A 24404-nucleotide genomic window follows, 5' to 3' on the forward strand; every position below is an offset into this window, starting at 1 on the left:
GGCTCGCGACGAGGAGAGAGGGCGGGGCATGGCACATGCGCCTCGCCGCCTGCGGGCGGATGCAACACGAAACCGGGCACTGATCCTCACCGCCGCGCGCGAGGCGTTCGTTGAGAACGGACTCCACGTCTCCATGGCTGAGATCGCGCGTAGGGCTGGGGTCGGATTCGCGACGGCGCAACGCCGTTTCCCCACAAAAGCGGACCTCATCCGCGAGATTGTCGCCGAGGAACTCGCCGAGCTACGCGACACTGCAACCGATCCCGATTCGGCAACCCACCCGTGGGAGGCGTTCACCGAGGCGATTCGCGCATGCGCGGCGCACCAGGCCACGCAGCCCGGACTTGCAGGGGCGATTGCCGATGCGGTGAGCGAAGCGGCCCATACAGATGCCACCGGCGGTATCAGCTCGATCTTCGCCGCCGTCACACAGCACGCACCCGGCTCCGGTGTGCTGAGTTCGGACATTACCCTGGACGACGTCTTGGCGATCTTGTACGGAAACGCCGGGGTGATTGCTCACTCGCCGGGTTCGGAACAACCTGCATCTGCTCGCTACGTCGAAGTGGCGCTGCGGGGTATCCGTTCCGCACCGGCGCAAGGCGTGACGCCACCCGCGGTGCCGTCGTAGACAAGCGCTCAGCTTGAACGCGTCCAAACCCTCACCCCAGAGCTCGTCGATGCCGCCAACGAAGCCTTCGCGTCTGCCAATGAGTGGTCCCAGAAGCACGCGATCAAGCGATGCGATCCACACTCTTCCGTGAATGGTCCATCGAAAAGGTTGTCTCACGGACGACTGTTCATGAGGCAGCCAAGAGTCAAGGCGCCTAGTTCCACCATTCGTATCTCAAGACGGGTGTTAACGATCTATGTGAAGCAGGCGGCTTTCGCGTTTGGGTTCATGCTCAGCTGTAGACCCTGCCCGATAGGGGATCGTCCAGCGGACACTTTTCACGTGGAATCAGCCGTGCCTGTGAGCAGCCTCGCTCTGTGTCGTCGTTTTCGCTGCGATCGGTGTCGGGTCAGGTGGTGCCGATGACGAGGGTGCTGCGGGCGGCCTCGACGACGTCGTTGGTGATGACGTCGAGCTCGTTGATCTTCAGGACGCGTTGGATCTGAGGGAGGAGGCGCTCAAGGAGCCGGAAGTTGCCGCGGGTGATGCGTTCGACGGCGGCGATGGCTTGCGCGTCGGTGAAGTCGTCGGGGTCGAGCGTCTTGCCGAGCTTGCGCCATTGACGTTCGAGGACGAAGAGCAGCTCGTCGTGGCCGAGCGGACGGTACTGGTGGGCGAAACCGAGGCGGCTGTAGAGCTGCGGGTAGTGGCTGAACTGCTTCTCGATGCCGGGCATGCCGATGAGGATCATCGCTATGCCGGTGCGGTCGTACTGGTCGCGGAGCCACTCGATCGCGTTGCCGGTGAGGCGTTCGGACTCGTCGATGATGATCAGCTCGAGCAGGGACGGGTTGGGGCCGTGTGCGTGGTCGAAGTGGCGACCCTGGAGCAGGAGGTGTTCCTCGATGCAGCGTTCGGTGCGGAGCATGTCGTGCCGGAGGTCGTCCTGCAGGGCGCGCATCGTGGCGGAGACCTCGGGCGTGTAGAAGACGGTGCGGGCTCGGTGGGCGGCGGCGTAGATCTTCGTGTCGTCTTCGCTGCGTGCGGCCCATCTGGCGATGAACGGGCCGATGCTGTCCCAGTGGGCGTAGCGGCGTGCGGAGAGGGTCTTGCCGACGCCAGCGGGGCCGAAGCAGACGCCGATGGTGTTCTGCTTCCGGACGGCGTCGGCGAACTCCGCGAACCGACGGTGTTCCTTCGTGATGATGAACTGGCTCGTCATGACCGGTCCTCCTCGTAGGTCATCAGTCGCGGTTGATCCGGTGCCGGTGCGGGTGCTGGTGGGGTGTGATCATCGGGTGTGGGGCGGACGATCGCGATGCGTTCGCGGATCTGCCCGCGCAGGGCTCTTCGTTGCGCGTTCCGGGCGGCCTGGATCTGCTTGAGACTGATGGTCTCGGTCTGATGCGCGGTACTGATCGCGGTGCACAGGAACGCGTCGCGGTGAAAGACACGGATCTCGGTGACGTCGCGGGGGTCGTACCGGACGCTGACGGTGCTGCCCACGAAGGGTGCGAGAGTGGTTGCGGTGTAGCGGAGCCCTTCGAAGTGGATGCCGTCTCGTTGCACGACACGCGTGGTCGGGACGGTGAGCAGGAACCCGTCGAGCTGCTCGAGGGAGTCCGGCATTCGTGGCAGCCACCCGTCTGCGATCCACGCTTCCAGTGGGCTCTTCCGGAGCTCGCGGTGGATGCGGGCGTTGTAGCGGCGGATGAACGTGTTGATGGCACTGTCGACACCGGCGAGATCCAGCGCCGGCGTCGGCGCCGGCGCCGAGGATCCGGGTGCGAGGTGGCCGGGGAGCGTTGGGAGCAGCTCGGTGTTGATGGTGCCGAAGAACCGCTCGATCTTCCCGCGGCCCTGGGGGCGAGCGACCTGCGAGTGGATGATGCGGAGGTGCAGCACGGCGGCGGTGTCGCCGATTCGGTGGCTGGTGAAGTCGGACCCGTGGTCTGTGTAGAGCACGTCTGGGATCCCGCAGACAGGCCAGTCCGGTTCCGGCTTGTGCCAGATCGCTTGCCGGAGCGCGAGCGCGGTGTTCGCGGCGGATGGGGCGCCGAGGAACACCATGTACCCGCAGACCGCGCGGGAGTAGTCGTCGAGGATCACCGTCAACCACGGCCGTTCGGGCTTGCCGTCGGGTCCGACGATGAGCAGATCGAGCATCGTGTGGTCCGCCTGCCAGATCGCGTTGGGGCGATCCGCACGACGTCGGAGCAGCAGTTCGTGCTTGTCCCGATATGACGCGGGCCCCTCAAGCGCGAGCGTCACCATCCCGGGATCAAGCCCGTTCACGATCGACCGCACAACGGAGTACGACGGCGCTGAGAGACCTCGTTTGGTGCAGTAATTGTCGACCTGGCGGTGAATCGTGGCGATCGAAGGTCGTGGCTTGGTGAGTGCGAGCCCCTCAATCAGGCGCACCAGTTCCGGTGCCGTCCGTCGGGCGCCGTGATCGGTGCGGGTGCCGTCGGCGAGAGCCGGGTATCCGCCGGTTCGGTAGCGGGCCAACCAGCGTTGCAGGGTGCGCTCAGCGACGCCCGTGGTGCGGGCCAGGGTGGCGAGCGGGATGGCGTCCTCGACGTGCAGTCGAAGGATGCCCCACCGCTCGCTCGCGTCCATAGCCAGCTACATCGTTGGGGAAGGCTTGGTTCGTCGCGCCGCGACGGGCTCGGCGTGCTTCGCGAGTGCACGGTAGATGGTGGTGCGGCTAACGCCGAGCACGTCGCCGATCTGCGCGACGGTCATGTCCTGCTGTTCGTAGAGCCGGCGTGCGGTGCGCACCTGGTCCGCGGAGAGCCGAGATGGTCGGCCGCCGGTGCGGCCGCGGGCTCGAGCGGCGGCGAGGCCGGCGTTGGTGCGTTCCTTGATGAGGTCCCGTTCGAACTCCGCCAACGCGGCGAAGACGTGGAACACGAGCCGGCCGCCGGGCGAGGTGGTGTCGATGGTCTCCTGCAGGGACCGGAACCCGATGCCGCGCTCGGCGAGAGCGTGCAGCTGATCGATGAGGTGCCGGATGGACCGGCCGAGCCGGTCGAGTCGCCAGACGACGAGAGTGTCGCCGGGGCGGAGCTGGTCGAGGAGCTTGTCGAGCTCGGGCCGGTGTTGGAGCGACCCGGACATGGTGTCGACGAACACGCGGTAGCAGCCAGCGGCGTTGAGCGCGTCGATCTGCAGCGACGCGTCCTGGTCTGTGGTGGACACGCGCGCATACCCGAGAAGGTGACCCATGAAGAGAACGTAGCGAAACTCGACCAGGAGGGGTAGTGGCGGCACGTAGATTCTGGGACTGGGTTCCGCTACAAGACACGGCGCCTCGCACCCGGACTGAGCGCCGGTACGGATAGTTGTAGCGGAATCGTTCGTATTTGTTACGTCTGCCGCGCTCGCGCGGCGAGCCGGAGTGCTTGCACGGAACGGAGGTGTTGTTCCGATCGGTGGCGGCCGTTGGCGGGAGACGGATGTGGTGCTGCGATGACCGGAAGGAGTCGGGGGTGCTCGTCCAGGGTGAAGTGTCGCATGACGCCGTCGAGGGCAACGGCCCCGTACGTGACGATCGCAGTGAGAGCGGGGAGGGCCGCGAGCAGTGTGGCGAGGGCATGCCGCCCCTCGTCGATGTCCTCGAGTCGCACGCGGTCGGGCAGTTCCCATGGGACAAGGTTCCAGCGGACGTACTCGCCGCGTGCGAGTCCGGACTCGATACGGGCTGCTCGGAACGCGGCCGCGGTCGGGCCCGGGTTGTCCTCGCTGCAGATCGCTGCGTGCGCTGCGGCGATGGTCTGGGGGCCAGGCGACTGCATCAGGACCAGGACACGGCTGAATCTGCCGCCGGATCGTGGGTCGAAGCTCGGGACGAACCGTCGGCTGCCGTCGGGCGCGGTCCGCCACGTCTCCGCGAGACCGTTCAGCGATCGAACGTCAGCGAGTTCCTCGGGGGTACTCATGCCGGCTGTGGCGGTGCCAGCAGGGTGCCACGGATGACGGATCCGTGAAAGGTGCGAAGGGCAACGGTGATCCATGCGGCGACGAGGCCGGCGTAGTAGATGACGGCGAGGACGGCAACGACGGTCAGGCCTGAGTGCAGGGCGAGCCCGTTCAGTCCGGTGACGCAGGTGCCGACGGGGAACGTGAACGACCACCAGGTCAGGCTGAACGGCAGGTGTTCGCGGGCGGTCCGGACGGTGACGGCGAGGGCGATGACGGTCCACAGCAGCGCGAAGCCGAGCATCGCGAACCCGTACACCAGCGCCACGACGAGGAGCGCGTGGGCGGTGGATGCGTCGACGACGGTGGGTGCGTTCGATGCGAGGAGGTTCACCGCCGTGATGGATTGTCCGACGGGTCCGAGGACGATCCACAGGGTCGGTACCATGCCGGCGGCCCCGACCTTGTGGTGCGCGAGCCGGTTCCAGATCAGCGTGATCACGACCAGCGACGTCACGAGACTGAGCCCGAAGAAGCCGTAGCAGGACCACAGCAGCGTCTCCCGCGCCTGTCCGGCGGGAGCGTACGGCAGCAGCAGGGCGCCGGTGGAGGCGGACACCATCGGCGGGACGGTGGGCATCAGCCAGCCGCCGAACGCGGAGTCGGGCTTGTTCTCGTGGCGGGTGAACGCCAGGTACGGCACGAGCACTGCCGCGAGCAGTCCTCCCATGGTGCCGATGGTCCACAGGACCCAGTCGATGGTTACGGCGGCGGGCAGGCCGACCCAGTCCTTGCCGAGCAGGAGTGTCCCGGCGCCGACGGTGAGGAACGCCATCGGTGGTGCGCCGTAGAAGTGGGAGATGACCGGGTTGAGGTGGTGCCTGGCTGCGGTGCTCCGGTAGCGGATCCAGTGCAGCACCGTCGCGATCGTGAGGGCGACGAGGAGCACCGCGGCGATCGCCCACACGACCGTCGCCGCGATGCGCAGACCGGGGAACTGCAGTGGGAGTGACGCAGCTGCGACAGCGACGATCCCAGTGCCCATGATCGACGCGAACCAGTTCGGTGTGAGATTCGACACGATCAGGCCTGGCCGCTCCAGGTCACGGAACAACGCCGTCTGCGGCCGTTGGGGCGGCTGGCTACCGTTCGCGGGTGCAGGGTCGGTGCGGAGCGTTGTCATGGGCCAAGCCTGCGCGAATCCTGCCTCTGGCGGTACCGGGAACCTCTTGGCGGGGTACAATCGTTGGTTGTGGCACTACGGCGACTCACGGACCGAACGCTCGACCTCGACACACTCGACGTGCTCGCACGCGTCGCCGAGACCGGCTCCCTCTCCGCTGCCGCTGGAACGCTCGGCGTCACGCAACAGGCAGTGTCTGCTCGGATCCGGGTCGCCGAGCGCATGGTCGGTCACTTGTTGGTGCACCGCTCGACCACGGGGTCGGTGCTGACCGAGACCGGCCGGCTCGTCGTCGGGCTGGCCGGACCGGTCCTCGAAGGGTCTCGCCACCTCGAGGCAGGAGTGGCTGCGCTGCGGGCTCCCACGGGTTCGCTCGTCGTCGCAGCGTCACAGACGATCGCGGAGCTGCTGCTGCCGGGCTGGCTGCTCGAATTTCGACGCCGTGAACCCGACGTGCGGGTGCGTCTGATCGCGGGCAATTCCGCCGCGGTGACGGACCTCGTGCAGTCGGGTGGCGCGAACCTCGGGTTCACGGAAACCCCGGTGACGGCAGCAGGTGTGTCCGCGCAGGTGATCGCGGACGATGAGCTCGCGGTCGTCGTCGCGCCGGACCATCCCTGGGCTCGGTCGACCGGGATCACTGCGGAGGTCCTGGCGGCGACGGCTCTGCTCCTGCGGGAAGAAGGTTCCGGGACTCGCGCGACCCTCGCCGCATGGCTCAGGGAGGCCGGTTTGAGCATGTCGGTTCCGGCCGCGGTGCTGGAGACCACGAGCATCATCCGGGCGAACGCGCAGGCTGGAATTGCACCGGCGGTGATGAGCCTTCGCACGGTCGCCGCCGACATCAACGACGGGTCGCTGGTGCGGGTCCCGCTCTCTGGGCCGCCACTTACCCGGCCGTTGCGGGCGATCTGGTCGGGAGAGCCCCAGCCAGCTGGTTCTGCTTTCCTGCGCGTCGCCCACGAGGTGGCCGGTCGGGGTCAGCGCAGCCCGTAGGGCAGCTCCGGATTGTTCTCCGCGATCTCGGTGAGCCGGTTGTACTTCGAGACGCGTTCTCCGCGGGCGGGGGCGCCGGACTTGATCTGTCCGGTTCCGCTGCCGACGACGAGGTCCGCGATGAACGTGTCGGTGGTCTCGCCGGACCGGTGCGACACCATGCTCCGCATCCCGAGCGAGCGTGCGACGCCGATCGCGTCGAGGGTCTGGGAGACGGTGCCGATCTGGTTCGGCTTGATGAGCGCTGCGTTCGAGAGCCCGTCCTTCCCGCCGTCGCGGATGCGCTGCGGATCGGTGACGTAGAGATCATCGCCGACGATCTGGAGCATGTCGCCGAGCGCGAACGACATCGCCTTCCATCCGCCGTGGTCATCTTCGGAGAAGCCGTCTTCGATGCTCCGGATCGGATACCGGCTGATGAGGTCGCGGTAGTAGTCGACCATGCCTGCGCGGTCGAGCCGGCGGTCCACGACCCGGTAGCTACCGTCACCGAGCGCGAACTCGTTCGCCGCCGGGTCGAGTGCGATCGCGACGGTGTCCACGCCGGGCTCGTAGCCAGCGGCACTGATCGCGGCGACGAGGAGGTCGAGGGCCTCCTCGGGCGCGGCGATCGATGGGGCGAAGCCGCCTTCGTCCCCGAGACCGAGACTGCCGAACCGTTCCCGGACCAGTGCCGCCAGTGCGTGGTAGACGTCCGACCCGATCCGAACCGCGTCGGTCATGGTCTCGGCGTTCACCGGGGCGATCATGAACTCCTGGAAGTCGAGCGCGTTCGCTGCGTGCGCTCCGCCGTTGAGCACGTTGAAGTGCGGGACGGGCAGGCGGGGCGTGCTGCCGGTGACGTCTGCGATCCAACGCCAGAGCGGCAGCTCCGCTGCGGCGGCGAGAGCGCGTGCCATCGCGATCGAGGTCGCGACGACACTGTTCGCGCCGAGCCGGCGGTAGTTCGGGGTGCCGTCGAGGGCAGCGAGGGCGGCGTCGGCCTGCCCGATCGAGGTCCACGACTGGCCGGTGATCATCGGTGCGACGTCCGTCGTGATGAGGCGCAGTGCCTGGCTCACGTCGCGGCCGCCGTAGCTGCTGCCGCCGTCGCGAAGCTCGACAGCCTCATGCGCGCCAGTGGATGCGCCTGCGGGGGCGTCACCGGTGACGACGGTGCCGTCCTCGAGCTCGAGACGCACCTGGATCGTTGGGTAGCCGCGGGAGTCGAGGATCCGGGAGCCGTGCAGGCTGCTGATGGTGACGGGGCGGCTGGTGTGGGTCACGTACTCGCCCTGATGGTGGGTGGTGTGGTGGACGTTGCTGATGTAGTCGTTCATGGAGGTTGTCGCCTTTCGGGTTGGTCGTGCGGGTCAGGGGTGCGGGGTGAACCGTTCCTGTGCGGAGCGGATGATGGCTTCGGCGTCGACACGGTTCGCCCACCCGTTGGTGGTGACGTGCTTGCCGTGCTCGACCTCTTTGTAGTGGGCGAAGAAGTGCTCGATCTCCGCCAAGACCGGCTCGGCGACGTCGGAGATGTCCTGGACGTGGTCGAAGCGGACGTCTCCGGCGGGGACGGTGAGGATCTTGTCATCGCCGCCGTTTTCGTCGACCATACGGAGCATCCCGACCGGGCGGACGTCGATGACGACGCCGGGGAACGTGGGCCGGGGCAGCAGCACGAGCGCGTCGAGGGGGTCGCCGTCATCGCCGAGAGTGTCGTCGATCGAGCCGTAGTCCTGCGGGAACACCATGCTGGTGAACACCGCCCGGTCCAGGCGGATCCGTCCGGTGGCGTGGTCGACCTCGTACTTGTTGCCGCTGCCGCGGGGGATCTCGATCGTGATGTCGAAGTGCATGAGCTGTTCTTCTCCCAGTCGGATGGTCAAGTGAGGGTGCCGAGGGTGACGCCCCCGGCGGCTGCGGCGACGGAGACGACGAGCATCCCGAGCCCGTTCACGGCAGCCGCGGTGGTGCGGCCGGTGCGTGCGAGGCGGACGGTCTCGAAGCTGGCGGTGCTGAACGTGGTGTAGCCACCCATGAGCCCTGTTCCGAGCACCGCGACGGGGGTAGCGCCGAGGTGACCGGCGGCGCCGGTGATCAAGCCCAGCAGGAACGAGCCGGTGATGTTGATCGTCAGCGTCCCGACCGGGAGCCGGAACTGCCGACCCCGGTTGATCGCACCATCCACGAAGAACCGTGCGGCCGCGCCGACACCGCCAGCGACAGCGACGCTGAGGAAGGCCAGGGCGCTCATGATGTGGCTCCGTTCGGTCGGACCAAGCCCGCGATCGCGAGGCCGCTACCGGTGGCGATCGCGCCGGCGAGGACCGTCAGGAGCCCGTACCCGGTGCCGGCCAACCCGCGGCCGGCGAGGAACAACACCGCGGTGCTGGTCGCGAGGGTGCTGTAGGTGGTGAACCCGCCGAGGACACCGGTTCCCAGAAGCAGGCGCAGTGTCCGGCGGCGACCCTCGTCAGGTCCGCGATGCGCGAGGTGTTCCAGCAGCACACCGAGTAGGAGCGCGCCGGCGATGTTGATCCAGAAGATCGCCCAGGACACTCCGTGCTGAGCGGGGAACGCGGTGCTGAGTCCGTCGCGTGCGGCGGTACCGATGGCGCCGCCGAGTGCGACGACACCGAGGTACCGCCACCGCAGATGCACTGGCCGGTCGATACGTTCCGGGTCGTTGGCGTCGATGTCCGGGTCGGGCGGGAGCTGCCCATCGGGCAGGTGCGTGTCCGTTCGGGAGGTCATGTTCCACCTTCCGCAGCGACCGCTGCCGCTGCTGCTCGTGCTGCCGGATGCAGGTACTCCCCACCCCGCGGACAGAACCCACCGTCGCCGTCGAACCGGTAGATCAGGGGTTCGCCCGTGGGGAGGTTCAGGTCCGCGAGCTCACCGTCGGTTAGGCCGTCCATGCAGGCACACAGTGCCCGCAAAGAGTTGCCGTGCGCGACGACGAGCACTGTCTGCCCGTCGCGGAGTGCCGGGGTGATGCTGTGCGACAGGACGGGTTGGACCCGGCGGATGACGTCGGAGAGTGTTTCGGTTCGACGAAGTGCCGCCCACGGCAGTCCACGAAGCGCCGGCGTCCGCCGGAGCGCCAGCCACGCGCGGATCGACATGCGTGGTGGCCGTCCCGTGCGGGTCCGACGAACAGCGAAGAACTGCTCCGCCCCCAACGCCGCTTGCGCATTCTGCTTGGACATGCCGGTGAGGGCGCCGTAGTTCCGCTCGTTCAACCGCCACGTCGACTCGATCGGCGCATCACGTCCGAGGACGTCGGTGACGAGCTCCGCCGTGTGGAGCGCCCGCTCGAGCGTCGACGTGAGCACGAGGTCCGGTCGGATGCCGGCATGCAGAAGTAGCAACCCAGCCCGATTCGCTTCGGCGCTGCCCTGTTCGGTCAGCGCGACGTCTCGCAAGCCGGTGAAGGTACCGGCAGCGTTCGCAGTGCTCTGTCCGTGGCGGAGCAGAACAAGCTGGCCGGTCACGGGGTGTCCCACGGCAGTGGGGCATCGAACCCGACCGGATCAACGGGCACTACGAGCACTGAACGGTGCTGCTGATGGGTCAGCCGTACCGCGACCGACCCCGTGAAGAACTCCGCGATTCGACCCGCTCCCGTCCTGGCCCCGACGACCAGCATCGCCGCGTCGCGGTCTTCGGCCACTTGCGACAGTGCCCGGCTCGGATCCCCGACACCCGGGACGAACGTGACGTCGACGCCGTAGGTCGTTGCGGCAGCACGTACTGCCGCCTTGTCACTGTCCGACAAGCCCTGCGGTGTCGTGTCAGCGGTGTCAGGGTCGATCGGTTCCACCATCACCGACCCGTCCGAGCGCGTACCGGCATCGAAGAGCGATGCATCCACGCTGACGCACACCAGCGTCGTACCGAAGCGCCGCGCGATAGACGACGCAACCTCGATGACCCCCGGAGCGAGGCCGGGCAGGACGCCGACGACGACCGGTCCGGAACCGATTGGTGCTGTCATGACACTCCCTACCTCAGGCGCGCAGAAGCGCGACCAGCTGAGATAGGGACTGTTGTCGACAACTGTCGAGGTTGGGTCCGGCAAGCCCCACTACCGGGTCCGAAGACACCACCATTATGCACGCGAACCCCAAGTCACGCGGGCCGTCTCGCGCACCCGCGACGTCCCGACACCGAAGGAAGCGATTCCGACGACACGGAGCGAAGCTGCCCACACGTGCCGCTTGGTTTTCGCTCCGCGGCCGGTGACCCGTTCATTCAAGGCTTTGCTCTTGCGTCATCTTTGGCATCACGCAGTGCTGACCCTTTGAGAGGATGCAGAGATGACCGGAGATAACGCGATGGGCCAGGCTCGGGCACGTATTGCGGCGGGCCGGCGGCACTCCGTCGCGGTGGCGTCAGGGGGAGTGGTTCTGACGGCCGGCCGGGGGTCATCGGGAGAGCGCGACGTGGCGGAGTGGCGCGACATCGTCGCCGTGGCGGCCGGCAACGTACACACGGCCTCTAACACAGGGCGCTCCCATACGGTCGGTCTGCGTGGTGACGGCACGGTGGTCGCCGTCGGGTGGAACTCGGACGGACAGTGCGACACCGACGGTTGGACCGACGTCGTGAAGGTCGCGGCCGGCTGGCGGCGCACCGTGGCTGTGCGTGCCGACGGAACGGCTGTGGCAGCCGGTCGGCAGAGTGAAGGCGCGAACGCCATCGGCGATTGGAGTGATCTGGTCGCCATCAGTGCGGGGGACTGGCATACTGCCGCGATTCGTGGCGATGGGACGGCCGTCGCCGTCGGCAACGGCCGTCGAGGGCAATGCGCAGTCGACGGATGGCGCGGGCTGCGGGCGATCAGCGCCGGTTACCTCCATACGGTTGGTCTCACTCGCGACCATCGGGTGCTTGCCGTCGGCGATCGGATGGCGGGAATCTCGGACGTCACTGCGTGGCGGGATGTCGTCGCGATCTCTGCGGGCAGTGCTCACACGGTCGCGGTTCTGAAAACGGGTCGCGTGCGCGCGGCGGGGGACAACAGTCGAGGTCAGTGTGACGTGGCCGCATGGACCGAGGTCGTGGCCGTGGCGGCAGGGTCGACGCATACCCTCGGTCTTCGTTCGGATGGATCGGTGCTCGCCACCGGCAACAACGACGATGGACAATGCGATGTCGCGGGGTGGCACGCGGCAAGCATCATGTGATCGGGGCTCGTACCATCCATGAGGTAAGTCATTAGGCGAGAGGTCGACCGTGCGGCCGGGCATAGTGGGCGCGGAGAACCAGCCACTTTCGCAAAGGATTGGGTTGGAGGTTCGCTGTCGGGGAGATGTCGGGTTGGTGTCGTGGCCCGAAACCCTCTCGGTTCGTAGGGTTGGGGCTATGAATGAGACACGAATCGTGGAGCTGCGAAAAGCTCGTGGATGGACTCAAGAGAAGTTGGCCGAGATGAGTTCGGTGACGGTGCGCACCATTCAGCGGTTGGAGGCCGGCAGCGACGCCAGTCTCGAGACCCTGACTCTCTTGGCTCGCGCCCTGCAGGTGCCTGTGCGTGACCTTTTCGCTGACATCCAGGACGCCACGCTCGATGATGCCGTCACCAACCTTGACAGGCGGACCGCGCTGCAACAGGAAAGGCGGCGAACGATCACCAAGGGCCTCGAGAGCCTGTACTACGGGGTCGGGGCTCTGTTGACGTTGGGTGTTCTGGCTGCCATAGCTACCGACCTGTGGCCCAATATCGCGCTACTCATTGTTCCGGGCTACTGGGTGGGCGGGTGGCTTCTGTCGATCTTCCTGCTCTTCGTTGTCGTCGGACCGCGCCTCGATCGGAAGTACCCGCTCTCGATCCAACGTGCGACGGAGTAGCCGCCGGGCGTGCTGAGCGTCCGAGGGCAGAGTCCGATAGGGGATCCCTGGCCGGACGGTGGCGTTGCGCCGGCATGGTGCGGTGTCTTCAACGAGCGGCTCGAGTGTGAAGGTTGCGCGTGTCGCCGATGGGGCTCGCGGTAAGCGATACCCGGCCAACAGCGACAAGCGTTTGTATAGGCAAAGATCGACGTATGAGAATCGGAGAACTGTCTGCCCGGAGCGGGGTGAGCGCTCGGTCACTGCGGTACTACGAGACCCAGCGCCTGCTGAGCCCGGGGCGCACTACGGGAGGCCAACGTGTCTACTCAGAAGAACAGCTCGGTTTCGTACTTCAGATCCAAGAGTTGTTCCGAGCCGGATTCTGCAGCTCAGTGATTCAGGAGCTATTGCCGGTTCTCGGCTCGTCCCGCCGAGATGCCGAGGAACTTCGCTCTGCATTTGATGCGGCCGAGGCCCGGCTCGAGAGCGAGAAAGAGTCGATTGAGGCAGAGCTTCTCGCGCTGAACGCTATGCGGTTGCGGCTGGGGCTTGCACCTGACACCCGTGTCAGCCTGCAGGGTGGTGGTCATGACTCTTCACCAGCCGCCGCGCCAGCTCCGTTTGATCATCGAGACCGACGACTTCGATGAGGCTGTTCGCTTCTATCGCGATGTTCTCGGGATGCCGGAGCAACCGGCGTTTGCCACCCAGGGAGATGATCGTGTGTCGATCTTGCAGGTAGGCGCTGCCACGATTGAATTGGCCACGCCTACGCACGTGCGTGCGATCGACGCGTTAGAGAAAGCTCCTACGTCTGATGGAGCGACGCTGCGTATTGCGCTCGAAGTGGCAGACACGGCGCTGGCGGTAGCGGCCTCGGAGGAGTCAGGCGCGGAGGTTCTTGCGCGACCCACGGATACCCCGTTCCAAACAATCAACGCACGGGTGCAGGGGCCCGCCGGTTGGCAGGTCACGTTCTTCCAAGAAGTCGAGTCGCTTGAACAACGCGGAACACGAGAAGGCTTCACGACGGATGATAGACGCGTCCGATAGGGGATGCTTGGCCGGGCACCCGACGCGTGAAACGGATCGAGTTGGCTAGCAAGGAGTACCGTGCTGTGTTCGCGCGGCTAGGCGCCGGCTTTCTTTGAGCGGTGTTTTTTCGATTCGCTACTTTTCATGTGACTGAGACGTTTTCGCTCGGGTTTGTCATGTTCTTGATGAGTGATCATGGTGAAGGGACCAGCGATGAAAGAACGTGACATGTCCGACCTCGAGTCGGCAAACCCGGTCGCAGCCGACGGTGACGACAAGCTTCATGAGCTAGTGGGGCAGATGGCACTTACTGCTCGACTCCAGGCCGAGGAAAGCTCCGCGGAGGCAGCACAGTGGTGGAAGCGGCCTCGCGCCCTTCTGCCGATCAGTGTCGTGAGCATCGTCGCGCTCACGGGCGGGGCGATACTCATCCCGCTCACCCTGTCGGTCAGCGGCGTGGAGGTCGAACCCGACGTTGAGATCCCGATCGTCTATACGACAGACACCGGCGTGAACGTGAGTTGTCGCGAACAGATCTTCTTCGGCGAACCGAGCGAACGCGACGAGGCGGATGTCCGCATCGCTGAATTCATGCGCACCCATGACTGGACGGGTATCGGCCAACGGATCTACGAAGACGCCCTCGCCACTCCGATCATCCCGGAACGCGACGGTGGCACGGAACCGGGTTTCGACCAAGCATCCTTCTCGGCCGCCGCGAGCCGGCTGATCGAGGCGGAAATCCCCGCCTCTCTCCGAGGGGCGGGGGAAGAAGAGGGCACGGTCTACAGTTCGGCGACAGATTGCACGGGAGAGCTGCACCGATGACTCGACCCGCCGCCCCAGACCCCGACAGCTGGGCCGAAACGGTCATCATTACCAACGCCGACGACCTTCTTCGCTATTTTCGTCGTCGCGTCGATGAGCCGGAGGATGCCGCCGACCTTTTGGGGCGAACGTTGCTCGCATTGTGGGAAAGCGCGCGAAAGGTGCCTGCGGCTGACGAGGCGGCACGGATGTGGTGCTTCGGGATCGCACGCAACCTGCTTCGCGAGCATTACCGGAGTGCAACGAAACGTACGTCGATTGCGAATGCTCTGCGGGATTACCTTGCCGATTCTGCGTCTGCGGGCGAATCCGCGGACACGGTTCTCGACTCGGACCTGCAGGCGCGGTCAGTGCGTCGAGCCGTTCGGCGACTGGATGAGCGCTCTCGGGAGCTCGTCATCCTGATCCACTGGGACGGGTTCAGCATCGCGCAGGCGGCACGGATTCTGTCGATGAATGCATCTACCGCGCGCACCCGTTACGGCCGCGCGCTCCACCGGCTCCGCAACGAACTGGACGACTTTTCCTTCACAGACGACACAGGCGACACACCGTTAGGAGGCGGCGGAGGCCACATTGATCGCCTACACGCTCGATCCGCCGGCGTTACTGACCGATAGAACCAATGAAGGCTCAGGTGTGTCCGATAGGGGATGCTTAGCCGGGCACCCGAGACGTGAAACGGATTGGTCCTCGAGCGACCGCTCTCATAGAGTTTTCGTGTTCAGCAGCTCGAGTGGACCACGGTTGCCGTGTCCCCATCGACGAGGAGTGCTTGATCGTCGCGGAGTGAAATCAAGGGGTATTTGTCGCCGAATGTGTCCAGTGTTCGGCGAATGAGCTCAAGTGGGTAGGGCGGGAGCTGCCCATCGGCGTGCGGAATTATCGTTTTGTCGATCACAGCCAGCCCAGCGAAATTTGTGAGAGCGGGCCCGTCTGCAGGATCGTCCATCAATGAGGCTGGGGTTACATCCGGCCCAGCGATGATCGACCCTGCGCTGGCCCCGACGTACGGCAAACCTTTTCGCACGTGTTCAGTAAGCACGGCGGAATTGCCCGTTGTTTGCAATGCCTCGAGGAGCGCGAACGTGCTTCCGCTCGCGACGTAGACCGCATCGAATTCTGCAAGCATTCGATCAAAGCGAGCAGGGCTTGTCTCGCGGGTGGTGATTCGCGTCACCCTGTGGACGAGTTTCTCTACGGACTCGCTCTCTGCCTGAACGAAGGGCGCCCCAGAGAAGGCGACTTGCGCGTCGTCGATATAACCGATGTGGAGGGAGCTGGGCGTTGCGCCGGTCGCCTCTGCAAGGAAGGGGGCCATCGCTCCGACGTGGCGTGAGAGGAGGAGAATCTTCATGCCAGCACGCTAGCGACCGCCCCCGACACTCTGTCCGATAGGGGATCGTTCACCGGACGCCTTTCTCGCCGGTCGAGATCCGCGCAACGGCGTGTCCTGTGAATCGCAGCGCTAAGTGGCCGCGTTTTCACACGCTATTTGGCGCCCCGAACTCGTTTGAGGTCGCATTCAAATGGAGGTTCACCCAAACCGGATCACCCGGCTAAACCTCATAAGCGCGGCCGGGATCGCGCCGGGAAGCGGATCCATCAGCGGTGTCGTTTGTTTCGACGATTGCGGCGCCGATCGGCACCACGATCAGGAGCCCGAAGAACACACCGAGAACGAGCATCGAAATACCCTGGCGGCGGGCAAGCCTGTGGAGAGTCTTCTCGACGGATGCGCGGCGGGCCTCGTCATAGCCCACGACCAGAGTCGCGCCGGTGGTCATCGGTCGATCTCGCCCGCGGCGCCGCCGCGTTCGACAGCTGTTCCCGCTTCCTCAGCCATGCGTGTCCACTTTATGCGTTTGTCGTCAGCGTGCGATCTGGCGCATGTCGTCATTGCTGTTGCCGCCAGCCGGTGAGCCGTTCGAAGCTTCGCCCATCGATCGGAGCTGACGGGTCGATCGGCGGCACGGACGAGGAGTGTTCGGCTCCGAGGTGCGCGGCGGCGCTCTCGATGGCGCTCTTCGTGCGTTTGGCTACCAGGTTGACAGTCCCGGCGTCGCCACGATGGCCCCAGACCGTAGTTGCGAACAGTTGCGCGCCGTTGCCTCGAGAACGCACAGCGACGGGCACGGCGCACCGCGCAAACGGGCGCCCCACCCCCACCAAGCTCAGCAGCGGCACCACCTCCAACAGGAATGCGTTCCGTGTGGAAGCGCTGTTGCTTCCGATCACTCCGTACCGCACATTCCATCCCTCGAACTCGTAACTGTTCGTCTCGATGGTGAATCCCTCATGGTGCAGGGCTTGTAAGACGGCACTCTGGGTTTCCTCTGGCGATTGCCGCGAGAGAAGCCGGTGGAAGCGCACGATGCTCCCGATCGCGAAGGCGCTGTCACTCACAGGTCTCTACCGGTCTTTCATTGGGATGCCAGCGGACGCCTGACAGGAGGTCGATCCGTGACGCGGTCACGACGTGCGTACTTCACGCACTATTTTGGGCGACGAGATCTCCGTCCACGTATGCGTACACAGGTTGCGGCCGGAATCCAGCGAAGAATGTCGCTCGGTGCTTTTCGATCCGGACGATGTGTCGTTCATTCCAACCTACGGGGAACTCCCACGTCGCGACGGTGCTGAGGGATGCGATTCGCACGGTGTCGACGACGCTCTGGCCATCGACCATGATGCTGAGGCGGCCCCAGACCTTGTCGAAAGAAAACATCACGGTGTGCTGCTCTTGCACGCCAACGACAATGGTCATGATCATGTGGCCAGGGTATCGACGGAGCGCCAGCCCGTCCAGCATCCTCCCGGGGGCGAGGCTCGATTCGGATGTCGGGTGGCACCGTCATCTCAGCCAGCAAGTCCGAGCATCGAGGCCACCACCGCGGGCGAGAGCGCGACTGGTTGTTTGGCGATGAGTGGGCTGAGGATCACCATGACGATTGCCGCCAGGCCTACTTGTGCAGTCGCGATAGAGATCGCGGCGAGCCCTCGGGGGAGAGGCGAACCGGCGCATGTAGACGAACGCCATCCCGTAGCTGAGTGTCGCTCCTAGGCAGGCGAGATAGCCGAGCGGGCCGGTGTCGCCGTCGAATCCGCTGAACGGATCGAGAACGAGCAGGATTCCGACGAACCCCATGCCAAGACCGCCCACTTTTCAACGGTCCGAACGCTCGGAAGGCAGCGCCAGCAGCGCGGCGGCCATGGTCATCAATGGGGTCGTCGCATTGATGATGCTCGCCACGCTTGACGGGACATGCTGTTGTGCCCACGCGAACAGTAAGAACGGCACAACGCAGAGCAGCATCGCCACGACGAAGAGGTGCGCCCAGATGCTCCATCCGCGAGGAAGTCGCTGACGGCTCACCAGGCAGACGGCGAGCACTGGCCCCCGTGACCGAGCATTCAATCGGAAGGGACGTGCATCACCGTGCCAGCAGTGCACCGGTTAGCGATTCCGCTTGTGGGCGGGCGCTGGCAGGCCGCCTTTTAGGCTCACGGGTCGACTGTGAGGGGATCCAGTCGAAGAGCACGGCGGTGGAGGTGAAGTCCGTCACTCGACGGATGTACGAGGACGGCTGTCCTTCTAGCCTGGATGAATAAGCAGAAAGGGCACACCATGAATAGCGCATCGAACTCGAAAGTGGATCTCTTCCGGGCCGCGACGGTCTTGACGGTCGTCATTGCTGTCGCGTTCATCGTTTTCGGACTCGTCGTCCAGAGTTGGATAGTAGTCGCCGTGTTCACCCTCATCGGCATCGCGGGACTCAGCACTTGGCCGACGGCCACTCATAACCCCTGAACGGGCGTGGCATCCGCACCCTGTTGTCAACACTCTGCGACGGAGTCAGTCGGGTAATTGACCGAACAGTGGGGAAACACACTCGGTGCTCCGAGCCGCAACAGTACTGTTTGACACCGGGCCATGACCAAGGCGAGCGAGAGAGCATCTGCCGGCTTGGCTCGGGCATACTTCGTTAGTCGTCGCCCTCGACGAAACTGCAATCGACTGTTCCGGCGCGCTCGTCGGCGACCAAGACGGTGCCGTCGCGGCGGATCTCGCACGAGATGACCGTGGTGGAGACCGCCGTTCGCGCGTTGATCCCGATGACCGTCGCGTTCGAGTCGAGGGTGATGGTGTTTCCCGAGTCCCACGTCACGCTCGTGCGATCGGCACCGTCCCTGATCACCACGTCGACAGGATCCGGGGAGTCGACCTCGATCATGTAGACCGAGGACGGGGCCGCGGCCCCTGAGTAGATCACCGAGCCGACGACGACAGCGGGAACGATCATTGCCAGCGTAGCCAGCATGAACGCGATGACGGGCCCGGGACGAGCGACGGCGGATCCTCGAGCCATGAGAGCGAGAACGAGTGCGACCGCACCGAGGACGACAGGTCCGACCAGGAAGGCGACGCGCGACGACGACAGGAGCATCGCCATCGCGAAGAAGACGAGCGCGACGATCGAGAGCACCACACTCGCCAGGCGCAGCCGCGACACCGCGAGAGTCCGACCTTCAGGCATGGGATACCCCCTCATCGAGCGCGACCTCACAAGCCCGCGATCTCGGCCGATCCCACGACGAAGTACACCAGTATTGCGACGAACGCCACGACGAGCACGACCGCGCTCCAGAACATCGCGATGCGGAGCCGACGTGTCTGTGTGGATTCGCCGGGTCTGTTCCAGGGTGCACGGGCCATAGAAGAACAATATCTCGCGGTCGGTGTACCAACCTAGTTTCGGGCCGGGGTGGCGCTGCGCGGTCGGGGGCGCTCTCAGTTGCCGGCGCAGCTTCGGGGCGGTGGCGGGTGTCTTCAGGTAGTGAGCCGGCGTGAGTGGTGAGCTCGCGCAGCTGCTGTTTCAGGGCACGGCTTTGCTGGCTCCTCGCCGCCTGCAGATCGGTGAAGGACACGGTCTCGGAGGAGCGTTCGGGTGCGATCGCGCGACACAAGCACGTGTTGTCGTGGAACACTCGCACCTCGCCGAGGTCGCGGGGATGCTACCGCACCGTGACGTCTTCGCCGACGTATGCGGCGAGGACCGGTGAGATGTATCGGGTCGATGCGAAGCGGATCCCGTCGCGTTGTACACGTCGCGTTGCGACCGCAGTCAACAGGAGCGAATCGAGGTCTTCCGGATGGGCGGGTATTCGAGGGATGAAGCTCTCACTCCGCCAGCGAATGTGAGGGGCTGCGCCGGTCGCTGAATGTGGACGTTCCTTGTACTCGTTGACGATGAATCGCTCGAGCACGTCAGCGAGTTGGTGCAAGGTAATCGTGGATCGAAAGATACCTTTCCCCGGGAGGCCCCTAGTCACCAAGCAGATCTATCCGGTGCGGGATAGCGTCCGATAGGGGATGCTTCACCGGACTGGGATTTCGTGAAACGGGTGTCTCACGGGGTGGGTGTTGCGGTTCCGCGCTTACTGGGGAGGACGGGCTTGATAACGCTCGTGGCGTCAGAAACGGTAGAAGGCGTGGGGGCCGGGTCGAAAACCCCGACCTTGATGTCAACGCCCTCACAATCCAGGCCGGGTTTGCTGATTCTCGACGTCAGCTTCAGGCCTCCTTCCACCTCGGTGAAACCGTAGATGGCGCCTAGTACTCGGATCGGTTTCTCGGGCACCGTTCCTTCCTCGGAAGCCCAGTTGTCGATCTGGCACCCTATGACATGGATTTATTGTCCGTCGTCGGTCATCCAGCCTTTCTCCACCGTGAGCGGGGTGAAGGGTCTCGGCCCCGGATATATGAGGAAAGGTGCATCGCGATTCAGCTCCCATTTCGCGGTCGACGCTTGGTTCGCGAGGTCTGGGTAACCGATGGTTTCGTAGGCTTCCGGCAGCGTGTAGTTGCGTTGGTTGTGTGCGGCGGCCATGGCGGGGAGTGCTTTGCGGAGTACCTGCACGTACTCGTTGGACTCGAGCTCCCCGGTCGGTGCCCCGTCTTGCTAGACGATGGTCGGGACCGGCTCCGGGGTTGGCTCGGTTTTCGGGCTGATGACGCCGCACGCAGATGTGCTGATGATGACGCCGGCGAGAATAGCTGCGGTCGCGAGAATGCGTGCGGGGTTCCGCAATCGGTTCCCAAGAAACGTGTGGTCGGTCATGCGCCCACGATAACGGTGTGTGGTATCGGCTGGAACGGGCACGACTACCCATCGCGGTGCACCGGACCGGCGCCCCCAGCGTGTCCGATAGGGATCCTTCACCGGACGCCATCCTTGGAGTGCGAGATCCGCGCACTGGCGTGTCTGTGAATCCCAGCACTAACTGGCCGCCAGTTCGCAGCGTTATCTGACCGCGTACCGGCCTTGGCCAGGTGCTTGCGCCGTTATCTGGCAGCTAGCTCGGTCCGTGTAGCGCTAGATCGACCAATCGGCCTCGAGTGACGGTCAGAAATTCTGATGTGTCTTCCGTGTGGCGTCGTCATAAATGGTGATGAGTTGGTCTAGGAAGCGTTGTATCGTCATTCGCTCTTCCGGAGTCATGGATTCCACGAGTTGTTCGACGCCTTCAATCATTGGTAGGACGTGCGAGTACGCCAGTTCCGCCGAGTTCTGCTCGGCGGTGACCACGAGTTTTCGCCCGTCGGTGGGGTGGCGTTCTCTGTGGATGTGGCCCGCCGTCTCGAGGCGGTTAAGAACAAGCGTGGTCGCGGCGGTGGATATTTCGAGACGTCGGGCGAGTTCTGTGGGTGTAGCTGGTCCAGTAGATATGAGGTGGTCCATTGCTTCGATGCCGGCCGCGTCGACGCCGAGCTCTTTGGCGAGGTGGCGTTCGAATCGTTGCTGGCGCACGCCGAGCTGCTGAATCCGAGCCCGGATATCGTCGTCCGCCATGGCTCGCCCGTCACGTCTGGCGGCTTCTCTGTCGCGCCGATCGTCGCGCTCGGGCGTAGGCCTGACAGAGGTTGCTTTGCTCATTCGCCCATGGTACTACTGATACTTGCTAAAAAGGTTGATAATCAAGAAATGGGACGATCATGTCGGATCAGACGGTGCGAGGCACATACAAATGGCGGTGGGTGATTCTCGGCGTGATGCTCGCGGCGGAGATCATGGACCTGCTGGATTCGACGATCGTGAACGTCGCCGGGCCTGACCTGGAGAGCTCGTTGGGAGCCTCGGCTCTGGGCCTGCAGTGGGTGATCGGCGGATATGCCCTGACACTGGGCGCCGGTCTCATCCTCGGTGGGCGCCTGGGTGATCGGTTCGGTCGCCGCCTGATGTTCCTCGTCGGGCTCGCCGGCTTCACGGTCGCGTCGCTTCTCTGCGCGATCGCTCCGACAATCGAAGTTTTGATCATCGTCCGGCTGGTGCAAGGCCTCGCTGGTGCGATGCTCCTGCCGCAGGGGCTCGGACTTCTCCGTGAAAACTTCTCCGGGAAAGAGCTCGCGAAGGTATTCGGTGTGTTCGGTCCGGTGCTGGGTCTGGGAGGCATCCTCGGCCCGCTTATCGGCGGTGGGCTCATCGAAGCAGACCTTTTCGGGTTGGGGTGGCGCGCGGTTTTCCTCGTCAACGTCCCGATCGGGGTCGCCTCGCTAATCATCGCGTGGCGCATTCTGCCGCACCGGACCGGCGACAAAACGGTAGGCGTCGACGTAGTCGGGACGGCCATCATCGTGGCTGCTTCCGCGCTGCTGGTGCTGCCGCTGAACTTCGGTCAGGAAGAAGGGTGGCCGCTGTGGACGTGGCTCAGCATTGCTGCCGGCCTGCTGGGCTTTGTACTGTTCGCGTGGCAGCAACGTGCCGCATCAGCACGAGGGCGCACACCTCTGGTGGTACCGGGGATCTTTTCCCGGCCCGCATACACGCTAGGACTGGCCGGTATCGCGTTGTTCTTCAGCGCTCTCATCGGAACCCAGCTGATCCTCACGCTGTTCCTGCAGATCGGACAGGGCTTCACCGCGGGCGAAGCGGGACTCGGCAACCTTCCCGTCGCCTTGGGCACAGCAGTCGGTGGAGCGATCAGCGGCGCGTTCCTCGCTGAAAAGCTTGGCCGGGCAGTGCTCCAGATCGGTGCCTTGGTGCAGATCCTCGGCGCAGCCCTGTTGTGGGTCGAATTAGGAGCCAGCGGGACTTTTAGCATCTGGCAGATCGTCCCCGGTATTGCCATTGCCGGCGTCGGGTCCGGCCTGGTAATCGCTGCGCTGTTCAGCATCATCCTCGCCGCGGTCCGCGACGACGAAATCGGATCCGCGTCGGGTGTACTGACCGCTGTGCAGTCCCTCGCGAGTTCGATCGGTGTCGCCGTCTTCGGGTCAGCCTTCTTCTCCGCAATCACGTCCGGGTCTCCGGCGGACGCGTTCCGCACGACGCTTCTCATCCAAGCGTGCTTCCTCGTCGTGTTCCTGGCCCTCACCTTCTTGTTTCCGAAGAAAGGCCGCGAAGACGAATTCGCCGACACCAGTGATGCCACGAGCGACACGAATGCCCCCGTATGACTGACGGGCCCGCGCACCCAAGAACGACCCAGCTGACGACGCGTGCCGTCCATGTACTCGACCAGCTGATCGCAGGGAGCCCACACACCTACGTGGACCTCGCATCACGATTACGCTGCACCACCCTCGAGGTCCACAACGCTCTCTGGGAACTGCACTGCGCCGACAAGATCGATTTCCAGCTCGGACACCGCGGACAGATGACTCACGTTACCCTCCGCCAGCCGCCCCGCGCCGCTAGTCGCGAACCTCGCAATGAAGTGACGACCCAGAAGGATCAAAAGCTATGAGTGAGAAAACCGTCCTGATCTCCGGAGCAAGCATCGCGGGCCCCGCACCGGACTGAATCTCGGCCCAGCAAGGTTGGATCGCCGCTGAACGCGACCAGCTATGACTATGTCAAGGCTATTCGGACCCACCGGGGCAATCTAAGCAGGACTCACTTCGGGCGCCGCTGCTGGCACTTTGCTCTAGTCGGCGAGTTGGGCTTCAGGGCACGCGTGGTGCGTCGCGATCGTCGCGTTCTCAACGAGAGAGGGCGTGAAGAACGGCCAGATCTCCGTGGCGCATTCGCGATGCCAACGAGAAGATCAATTGCGGCCGCGGCGGCCACCTCGAGGAACAGCACACGGCACGTGTGAAAACCTGAACCCCATCTAGCGCAGGCTAAGAGCGACGAGTCTTTGCGCTCAGCGGCGAACGGGCAGCGTCACTCGAAGAAGCGAAGACTTTCGAACTGTCTGAGGTGACGCGCGCAGCATGGACATGTGCGAAGGTGATGTGCAGCCAGTTTTGGTAGCGAGGCTGGCCGGGTCGAGATTCGTGCCGCGTGACGCTTGCATTCAGGGCCACCTCGCATGAGAAGCAGACGACAGACCTCATTTCCGAGTGCTACGCGCGCTCGGCGTGATCGGGTTGCGATGACTGCCGCCGTCACACAGAATTCGCGCGCGAGTTCCTTCGGGCGGCGCCCGCGTACTGCGGTTTCGATCAAAATGCGCTGTTGGCCTTCCGGCAGGTTTGCAACAGCTTGATGGAGAAGTGTTACATCGTCGGCAAGCTCAATCTGGCGTCGTCGATTGTCGTCTTCATTGATGAACAGTTCCGAGAGCTCAAGGTCGCGTGGATCAGTGACGTATTCTCGCGACATTGGCGATCGATAGAAATCGATCACGATGTTCTTTGCTGATCGGAGCACATAGGCGCCGACATCGTTTGGTAAAGGCTTGCCTGCACGAGATCGTTCGGCAAGTCGAAGTATTGCCTCAGATAAGACGTCCTCAGGATCGAGGCGTCCACAGTGGGATCGCAAACGACTGATCAAATAGGCGCGTTGCTCCGCCAGTTGCGCCATAGCAGCGACGGTGGTGTCCAATGTGGCCCCCTCGACCAAAACGAACATGCCCACTTCGTTGTGAACATGAGAGTGGTTCGTAATGGAGCCCGTTCTGGTTTGGTTCGGATTTCCTCACTTGCGAGATGCCGATTGTGGCGCGAAGTAGGCCAGTTGGAGGGAGACGTGAACCCGGAGAGTGATGTCGAATGTCTTT

33 protein-coding genes are annotated in these 24404 nt (G+C 64.5%); 10 read left to right on the top strand and 23 right to left on the bottom strand.

The annotated features are described in order from the left end of the window. Positions 1 to 28 precede the first annotated feature (28 nt). Complete coding sequence (locus tag ACUWEX_RS01040) at positions 29 to 631, top strand: TetR/AcrR family transcriptional regulator (RefSeq protein ID WP_200811459.1); 603 nt, start codon at positions 29 to 31, stop codon at positions 629 to 631. Between the two features lie 391 nt (positions 632 to 1022). Here ACUWEX_RS01040 and ACUWEX_RS01045 read toward each other — a convergent pair whose 3' ends face one another. The 5 genes from ACUWEX_RS01045 to ACUWEX_RS01065 all read right to left on the bottom strand — a co-directional run bounded on the left by ACUWEX_RS01045 (position 1023) and on the right by ACUWEX_RS01065 (position 5720). Then, a complete protein-coding gene (locus ACUWEX_RS01045; RefSeq protein ID WP_055960810.1) occupies positions 1023 to 1835 on the bottom strand; it encodes an AAA family ATPase in 813 nt (270 codons plus the stop codon). Next, a complete protein-coding gene (locus ACUWEX_RS01050; RefSeq protein ID WP_071301383.1) occupies positions 1832 to 3235 on the bottom strand; it encodes a Mu transposase C-terminal domain-containing protein in 1404 nt (467 codons plus the stop codon). The genes ACUWEX_RS01045 and ACUWEX_RS01050 overlap by 4 nt, the downstream gene beginning before the upstream one ends. Positions 3236 to 3241: 6 nt before the next feature. Further along, a complete protein-coding gene (locus tag ACUWEX_RS01055) occupies positions 3242 to 3844 on the bottom strand; it encodes a recombinase family protein (RefSeq protein WP_055960814.1) in 603 nt (200 codons plus the stop codon). Positions 3845 to 3984: 140 nt separating this feature from the next. Continuing rightward, positions 3985 to 4413, bottom strand: a complete 429-nt coding sequence (locus ACUWEX_RS01060) for a uracil-DNA glycosylase (protein ID WP_228506156.1) — start codon at positions 4411 to 4413, stop codon at positions 3985 to 3987. A 140-nt stretch (positions 4414 to 4553) separates the two neighbouring features. Next, a complete protein-coding gene (locus ACUWEX_RS01065) occupies positions 4554 to 5720 on the bottom strand; it encodes a TDT family transporter (RefSeq protein ID WP_445996818.1) in 1167 nt (388 codons plus the stop codon). Positions 5721 to 5789: 69 nt separating this feature from the next. On the opposite strand from ACUWEX_RS01065, the gene ACUWEX_RS01070 reads away from it, so the two are divergent. Next, on the top strand, positions 5790 to 6716 hold the full coding sequence (locus ACUWEX_RS01070; protein WP_445996819.1) for a LysR family transcriptional regulator: 927 nt from the start codon (positions 5790 to 5792) through the stop codon (positions 6714 to 6716). On the opposite strand, the gene eno is transcribed toward ACUWEX_RS01070, so the two are convergent. The 6 genes from eno to ACUWEX_RS01100 form a co-directional block, all read right to left on the bottom strand. Beyond that, a complete protein-coding gene (eno, locus tag ACUWEX_RS01075; protein WP_445996820.1) occupies positions 6701 to 8035 on the bottom strand; it encodes a phosphopyruvate hydratase in 1335 nt (444 codons plus the stop codon). The two genes, ACUWEX_RS01070 and eno, sit on opposite strands and share 16 nt — an antisense overlap. Before the next feature lie 33 nt (positions 8036 to 8068). Then, positions 8069 to 8554 carry an inorganic diphosphatase gene (locus tag ACUWEX_RS01080; protein ID WP_445996821.1) on the bottom strand — a complete coding sequence of 162 codons (486 nt, stop codon included), beginning with the start codon at positions 8552 to 8554 and terminating at the stop codon, positions 8069 to 8071. 26 nt (positions 8555 to 8580) lie between these two features. Then, a complete protein-coding gene (locus tag ACUWEX_RS01085) occupies positions 8581 to 8952 on the bottom strand; it encodes a fluoride efflux transporter FluC (protein ID WP_055960823.1) in 372 nt (123 codons plus the stop codon). After that, positions 8949 to 9359: a CrcB family protein gene (locus ACUWEX_RS01090; protein ID WP_445997592.1), complete on the bottom strand. Its 411-nt coding sequence runs from the start codon at positions 9357 to 9359 to the stop codon at positions 8949 to 8951. The genes ACUWEX_RS01085 and ACUWEX_RS01090 overlap by 4 nt, the downstream gene beginning before the upstream one ends. 89 nt (positions 9360 to 9448) lie before the next feature. Then, complete coding sequence (locus ACUWEX_RS01095; RefSeq protein WP_055960826.1) at positions 9449 to 10192, bottom strand: 2,3-bisphosphoglycerate-dependent phosphoglycerate mutase; 744 nt, start codon at positions 10190 to 10192, stop codon at positions 9449 to 9451. Continuing rightward, positions 10189 to 10695 carry a universal stress protein gene (locus tag ACUWEX_RS01100; RefSeq protein ID WP_060915497.1) on the bottom strand — a complete coding sequence of 169 codons (507 nt, stop codon included), beginning with the start codon at positions 10693 to 10695 and terminating at the stop codon, positions 10189 to 10191. Before ACUWEX_RS01100 ends, ACUWEX_RS01095 begins: the two co-directional genes overlap by 4 nt. 322 nt (positions 10696 to 11017) lie before the next feature. Here ACUWEX_RS01100 and ACUWEX_RS01105 point away from each other — a divergent pair, with 322 nt between their 5' ends. The 6 genes from ACUWEX_RS01105 (at position 11018) to ACUWEX_RS01130 (ending at position 15016) form a co-directional block, all read left to right on the top strand. After that, positions 11018 to 11887 (top strand): RCC1 domain-containing protein, encoded by an 870-nt coding sequence (locus ACUWEX_RS01105; RefSeq protein ID WP_234990928.1) that lies wholly within the window; start codon positions 11018 to 11020, stop codon positions 11885 to 11887. Positions 11888 to 12065: 178 nt separating this feature from the next. After that, on the top strand, positions 12066 to 12551 hold the full coding sequence (locus tag ACUWEX_RS01110) for a helix-turn-helix domain-containing protein (RefSeq protein WP_079726446.1): 486 nt from the start codon (positions 12066 to 12068) through the stop codon (positions 12549 to 12551). A 194-nt stretch (positions 12552 to 12745) separates the two neighbouring features. After that, complete coding sequence (locus tag ACUWEX_RS01115; protein ID WP_445996822.1) at positions 12746 to 13183, top strand: MerR family transcriptional regulator; 438 nt, start codon at positions 12746 to 12748, stop codon at positions 13181 to 13183. After that, the gene (locus tag ACUWEX_RS01120; protein ID WP_200811460.1) at positions 13122 to 13586 is read left to right on the top strand and encodes a VOC family protein; all 465 of its coding nucleotides are present in this window, start codon (positions 13122 to 13124) and stop codon (positions 13584 to 13586) included. Before ACUWEX_RS01115 ends, ACUWEX_RS01120 begins: the two co-directional genes overlap by 62 nt. Positions 13587 to 13757: 171 nt before the next feature. Further along, positions 13758 to 14396: a hypothetical protein gene (locus tag ACUWEX_RS01125; protein ID WP_445996823.1), complete on the top strand. Its 639-nt coding sequence runs from the start codon at positions 13758 to 13760 to the stop codon at positions 14394 to 14396. Then, entirely contained in the window at positions 14393 to 15016 is a 624-nt protein-coding gene (locus ACUWEX_RS01130; protein WP_445996824.1) for an RNA polymerase sigma factor, read from the top strand. Before ACUWEX_RS01125 ends, ACUWEX_RS01130 begins: the two co-directional genes overlap by 4 nt. 104 nt (positions 15017 to 15120) lie before the next feature. Here the strand turns inward: ACUWEX_RS01130 and ACUWEX_RS01135 are convergent, their stop codons facing one another. The 5 genes from ACUWEX_RS01135 to ACUWEX_RS01155 form a co-directional block, all read right to left on the bottom strand. Then, entirely contained in the window at positions 15121 to 15753 is a 633-nt protein-coding gene (locus tag ACUWEX_RS01135) for a Type 1 glutamine amidotransferase-like domain-containing protein (protein ID WP_445996825.1), read from the bottom strand. Positions 15754 to 15955: 202 nt separating this feature from the next. Further along, positions 15956 to 16183, bottom strand: coding sequence for a hypothetical protein (locus ACUWEX_RS01140; RefSeq protein ID WP_445996826.1), 228 nt, complete (start codon positions 16181 to 16183; stop codon positions 15956 to 15958). Positions 16184 to 16292: 109 nt separating this feature from the next. After that, on the bottom strand, positions 16293 to 16802 hold the full coding sequence (locus tag ACUWEX_RS01145; RefSeq protein WP_079726453.1) for a hypothetical protein: 510 nt from the start codon (positions 16800 to 16802) through the stop codon (positions 16293 to 16295). 82 nt (positions 16803 to 16884) lie between these two features. Further along, positions 16885 to 17169 carry a hypothetical protein gene (locus ACUWEX_RS01150; RefSeq protein WP_079727868.1) on the bottom strand — a complete coding sequence of 95 codons (285 nt, stop codon included), beginning with the start codon at positions 17167 to 17169 and terminating at the stop codon, positions 16885 to 16887. 393 nt (positions 17170 to 17562) lie between these two features. Further along, positions 17563 to 17850: an EamA family transporter gene (locus ACUWEX_RS01155; protein ID WP_079726454.1), complete on the bottom strand. Its 288-nt coding sequence runs from the start codon at positions 17848 to 17850 to the stop codon at positions 17563 to 17565. A gap of 174 nt (positions 17851 to 18024) precedes the next feature. Here ACUWEX_RS01155 and ACUWEX_RS01160 point away from each other — a divergent pair, with 174 nt between their 5' ends. Continuing rightward, positions 18025 to 18207 (top strand): hypothetical protein, encoded by a 183-nt coding sequence (locus ACUWEX_RS01160; RefSeq protein WP_143785260.1) that lies wholly within the window; start codon positions 18025 to 18027, stop codon positions 18205 to 18207. Between the two features lie 175 nt (positions 18208 to 18382). Here the strand turns inward: ACUWEX_RS01160 and ACUWEX_RS01165 are convergent, their stop codons facing one another. The 6 genes from ACUWEX_RS01165 to ACUWEX_RS01190 form a co-directional block, all read right to left on the bottom strand. Then, complete coding sequence (locus ACUWEX_RS01165) at positions 18383 to 18934, bottom strand: cytochrome d ubiquinol oxidase subunit II (protein WP_143785262.1); 552 nt, start codon at positions 18932 to 18934, stop codon at positions 18383 to 18385. Between the two features lie 26 nt (positions 18935 to 18960). Then, entirely contained in the window at positions 18961 to 19113 is a 153-nt protein-coding gene (locus tag ACUWEX_RS01170; protein WP_200811534.1) for a hypothetical protein, read from the bottom strand. Between the two features lie 299 nt (positions 19114 to 19412). Next, a complete protein-coding gene (locus tag ACUWEX_RS01175) occupies positions 19413 to 19730 on the bottom strand; it encodes a Mu transposase C-terminal domain-containing protein (RefSeq protein WP_445996827.1) in 318 nt (105 codons plus the stop codon). Between the two features lie 359 nt (positions 19731 to 20089). Beyond that, positions 20090 to 20287: a hypothetical protein gene (locus ACUWEX_RS01180; RefSeq protein WP_445996828.1), complete on the bottom strand. Its 198-nt coding sequence runs from the start codon at positions 20285 to 20287 to the stop codon at positions 20090 to 20092. A gap of 72 nt (positions 20288 to 20359) precedes the next feature. Beyond that, positions 20360 to 20518 carry a hypothetical protein gene (locus tag ACUWEX_RS01185; RefSeq protein WP_445996829.1) on the bottom strand — a complete coding sequence of 53 codons (159 nt, stop codon included), beginning with the start codon at positions 20516 to 20518 and terminating at the stop codon, positions 20360 to 20362. A gap of 285 nt (positions 20519 to 20803) precedes the next feature. After that, positions 20804 to 21334 (bottom strand): MarR family winged helix-turn-helix transcriptional regulator, encoded by a 531-nt coding sequence (locus tag ACUWEX_RS01190; RefSeq protein ID WP_079726458.1) that lies wholly within the window; start codon positions 21332 to 21334, stop codon positions 20804 to 20806. A 59-nt stretch (positions 21335 to 21393) separates the two neighbouring features. Between ACUWEX_RS01190 and ACUWEX_RS01195 the strand changes: the two genes are divergently transcribed. Next, the gene (locus ACUWEX_RS01195; RefSeq protein WP_445996830.1) at positions 21394 to 22854 is read left to right on the top strand and encodes an MFS transporter; all 1461 of its coding nucleotides are present in this window, start codon (positions 21394 to 21396) and stop codon (positions 22852 to 22854) included. A gap of 709 nt (positions 22855 to 23563) precedes the next feature. Here ACUWEX_RS01195 and ACUWEX_RS01200 read toward each other — a convergent pair. After that, a complete protein-coding gene (locus ACUWEX_RS01200; protein WP_445996831.1) occupies positions 23564 to 24229 on the bottom strand; it encodes an RNA polymerase sigma factor in 666 nt (221 codons plus the stop codon). Positions 24230 to 24404 lie beyond the last annotated feature (175 nt).

The sequence above is a fragment of the Okibacterium fritillariae genome, from assembly GCF_052783725.1.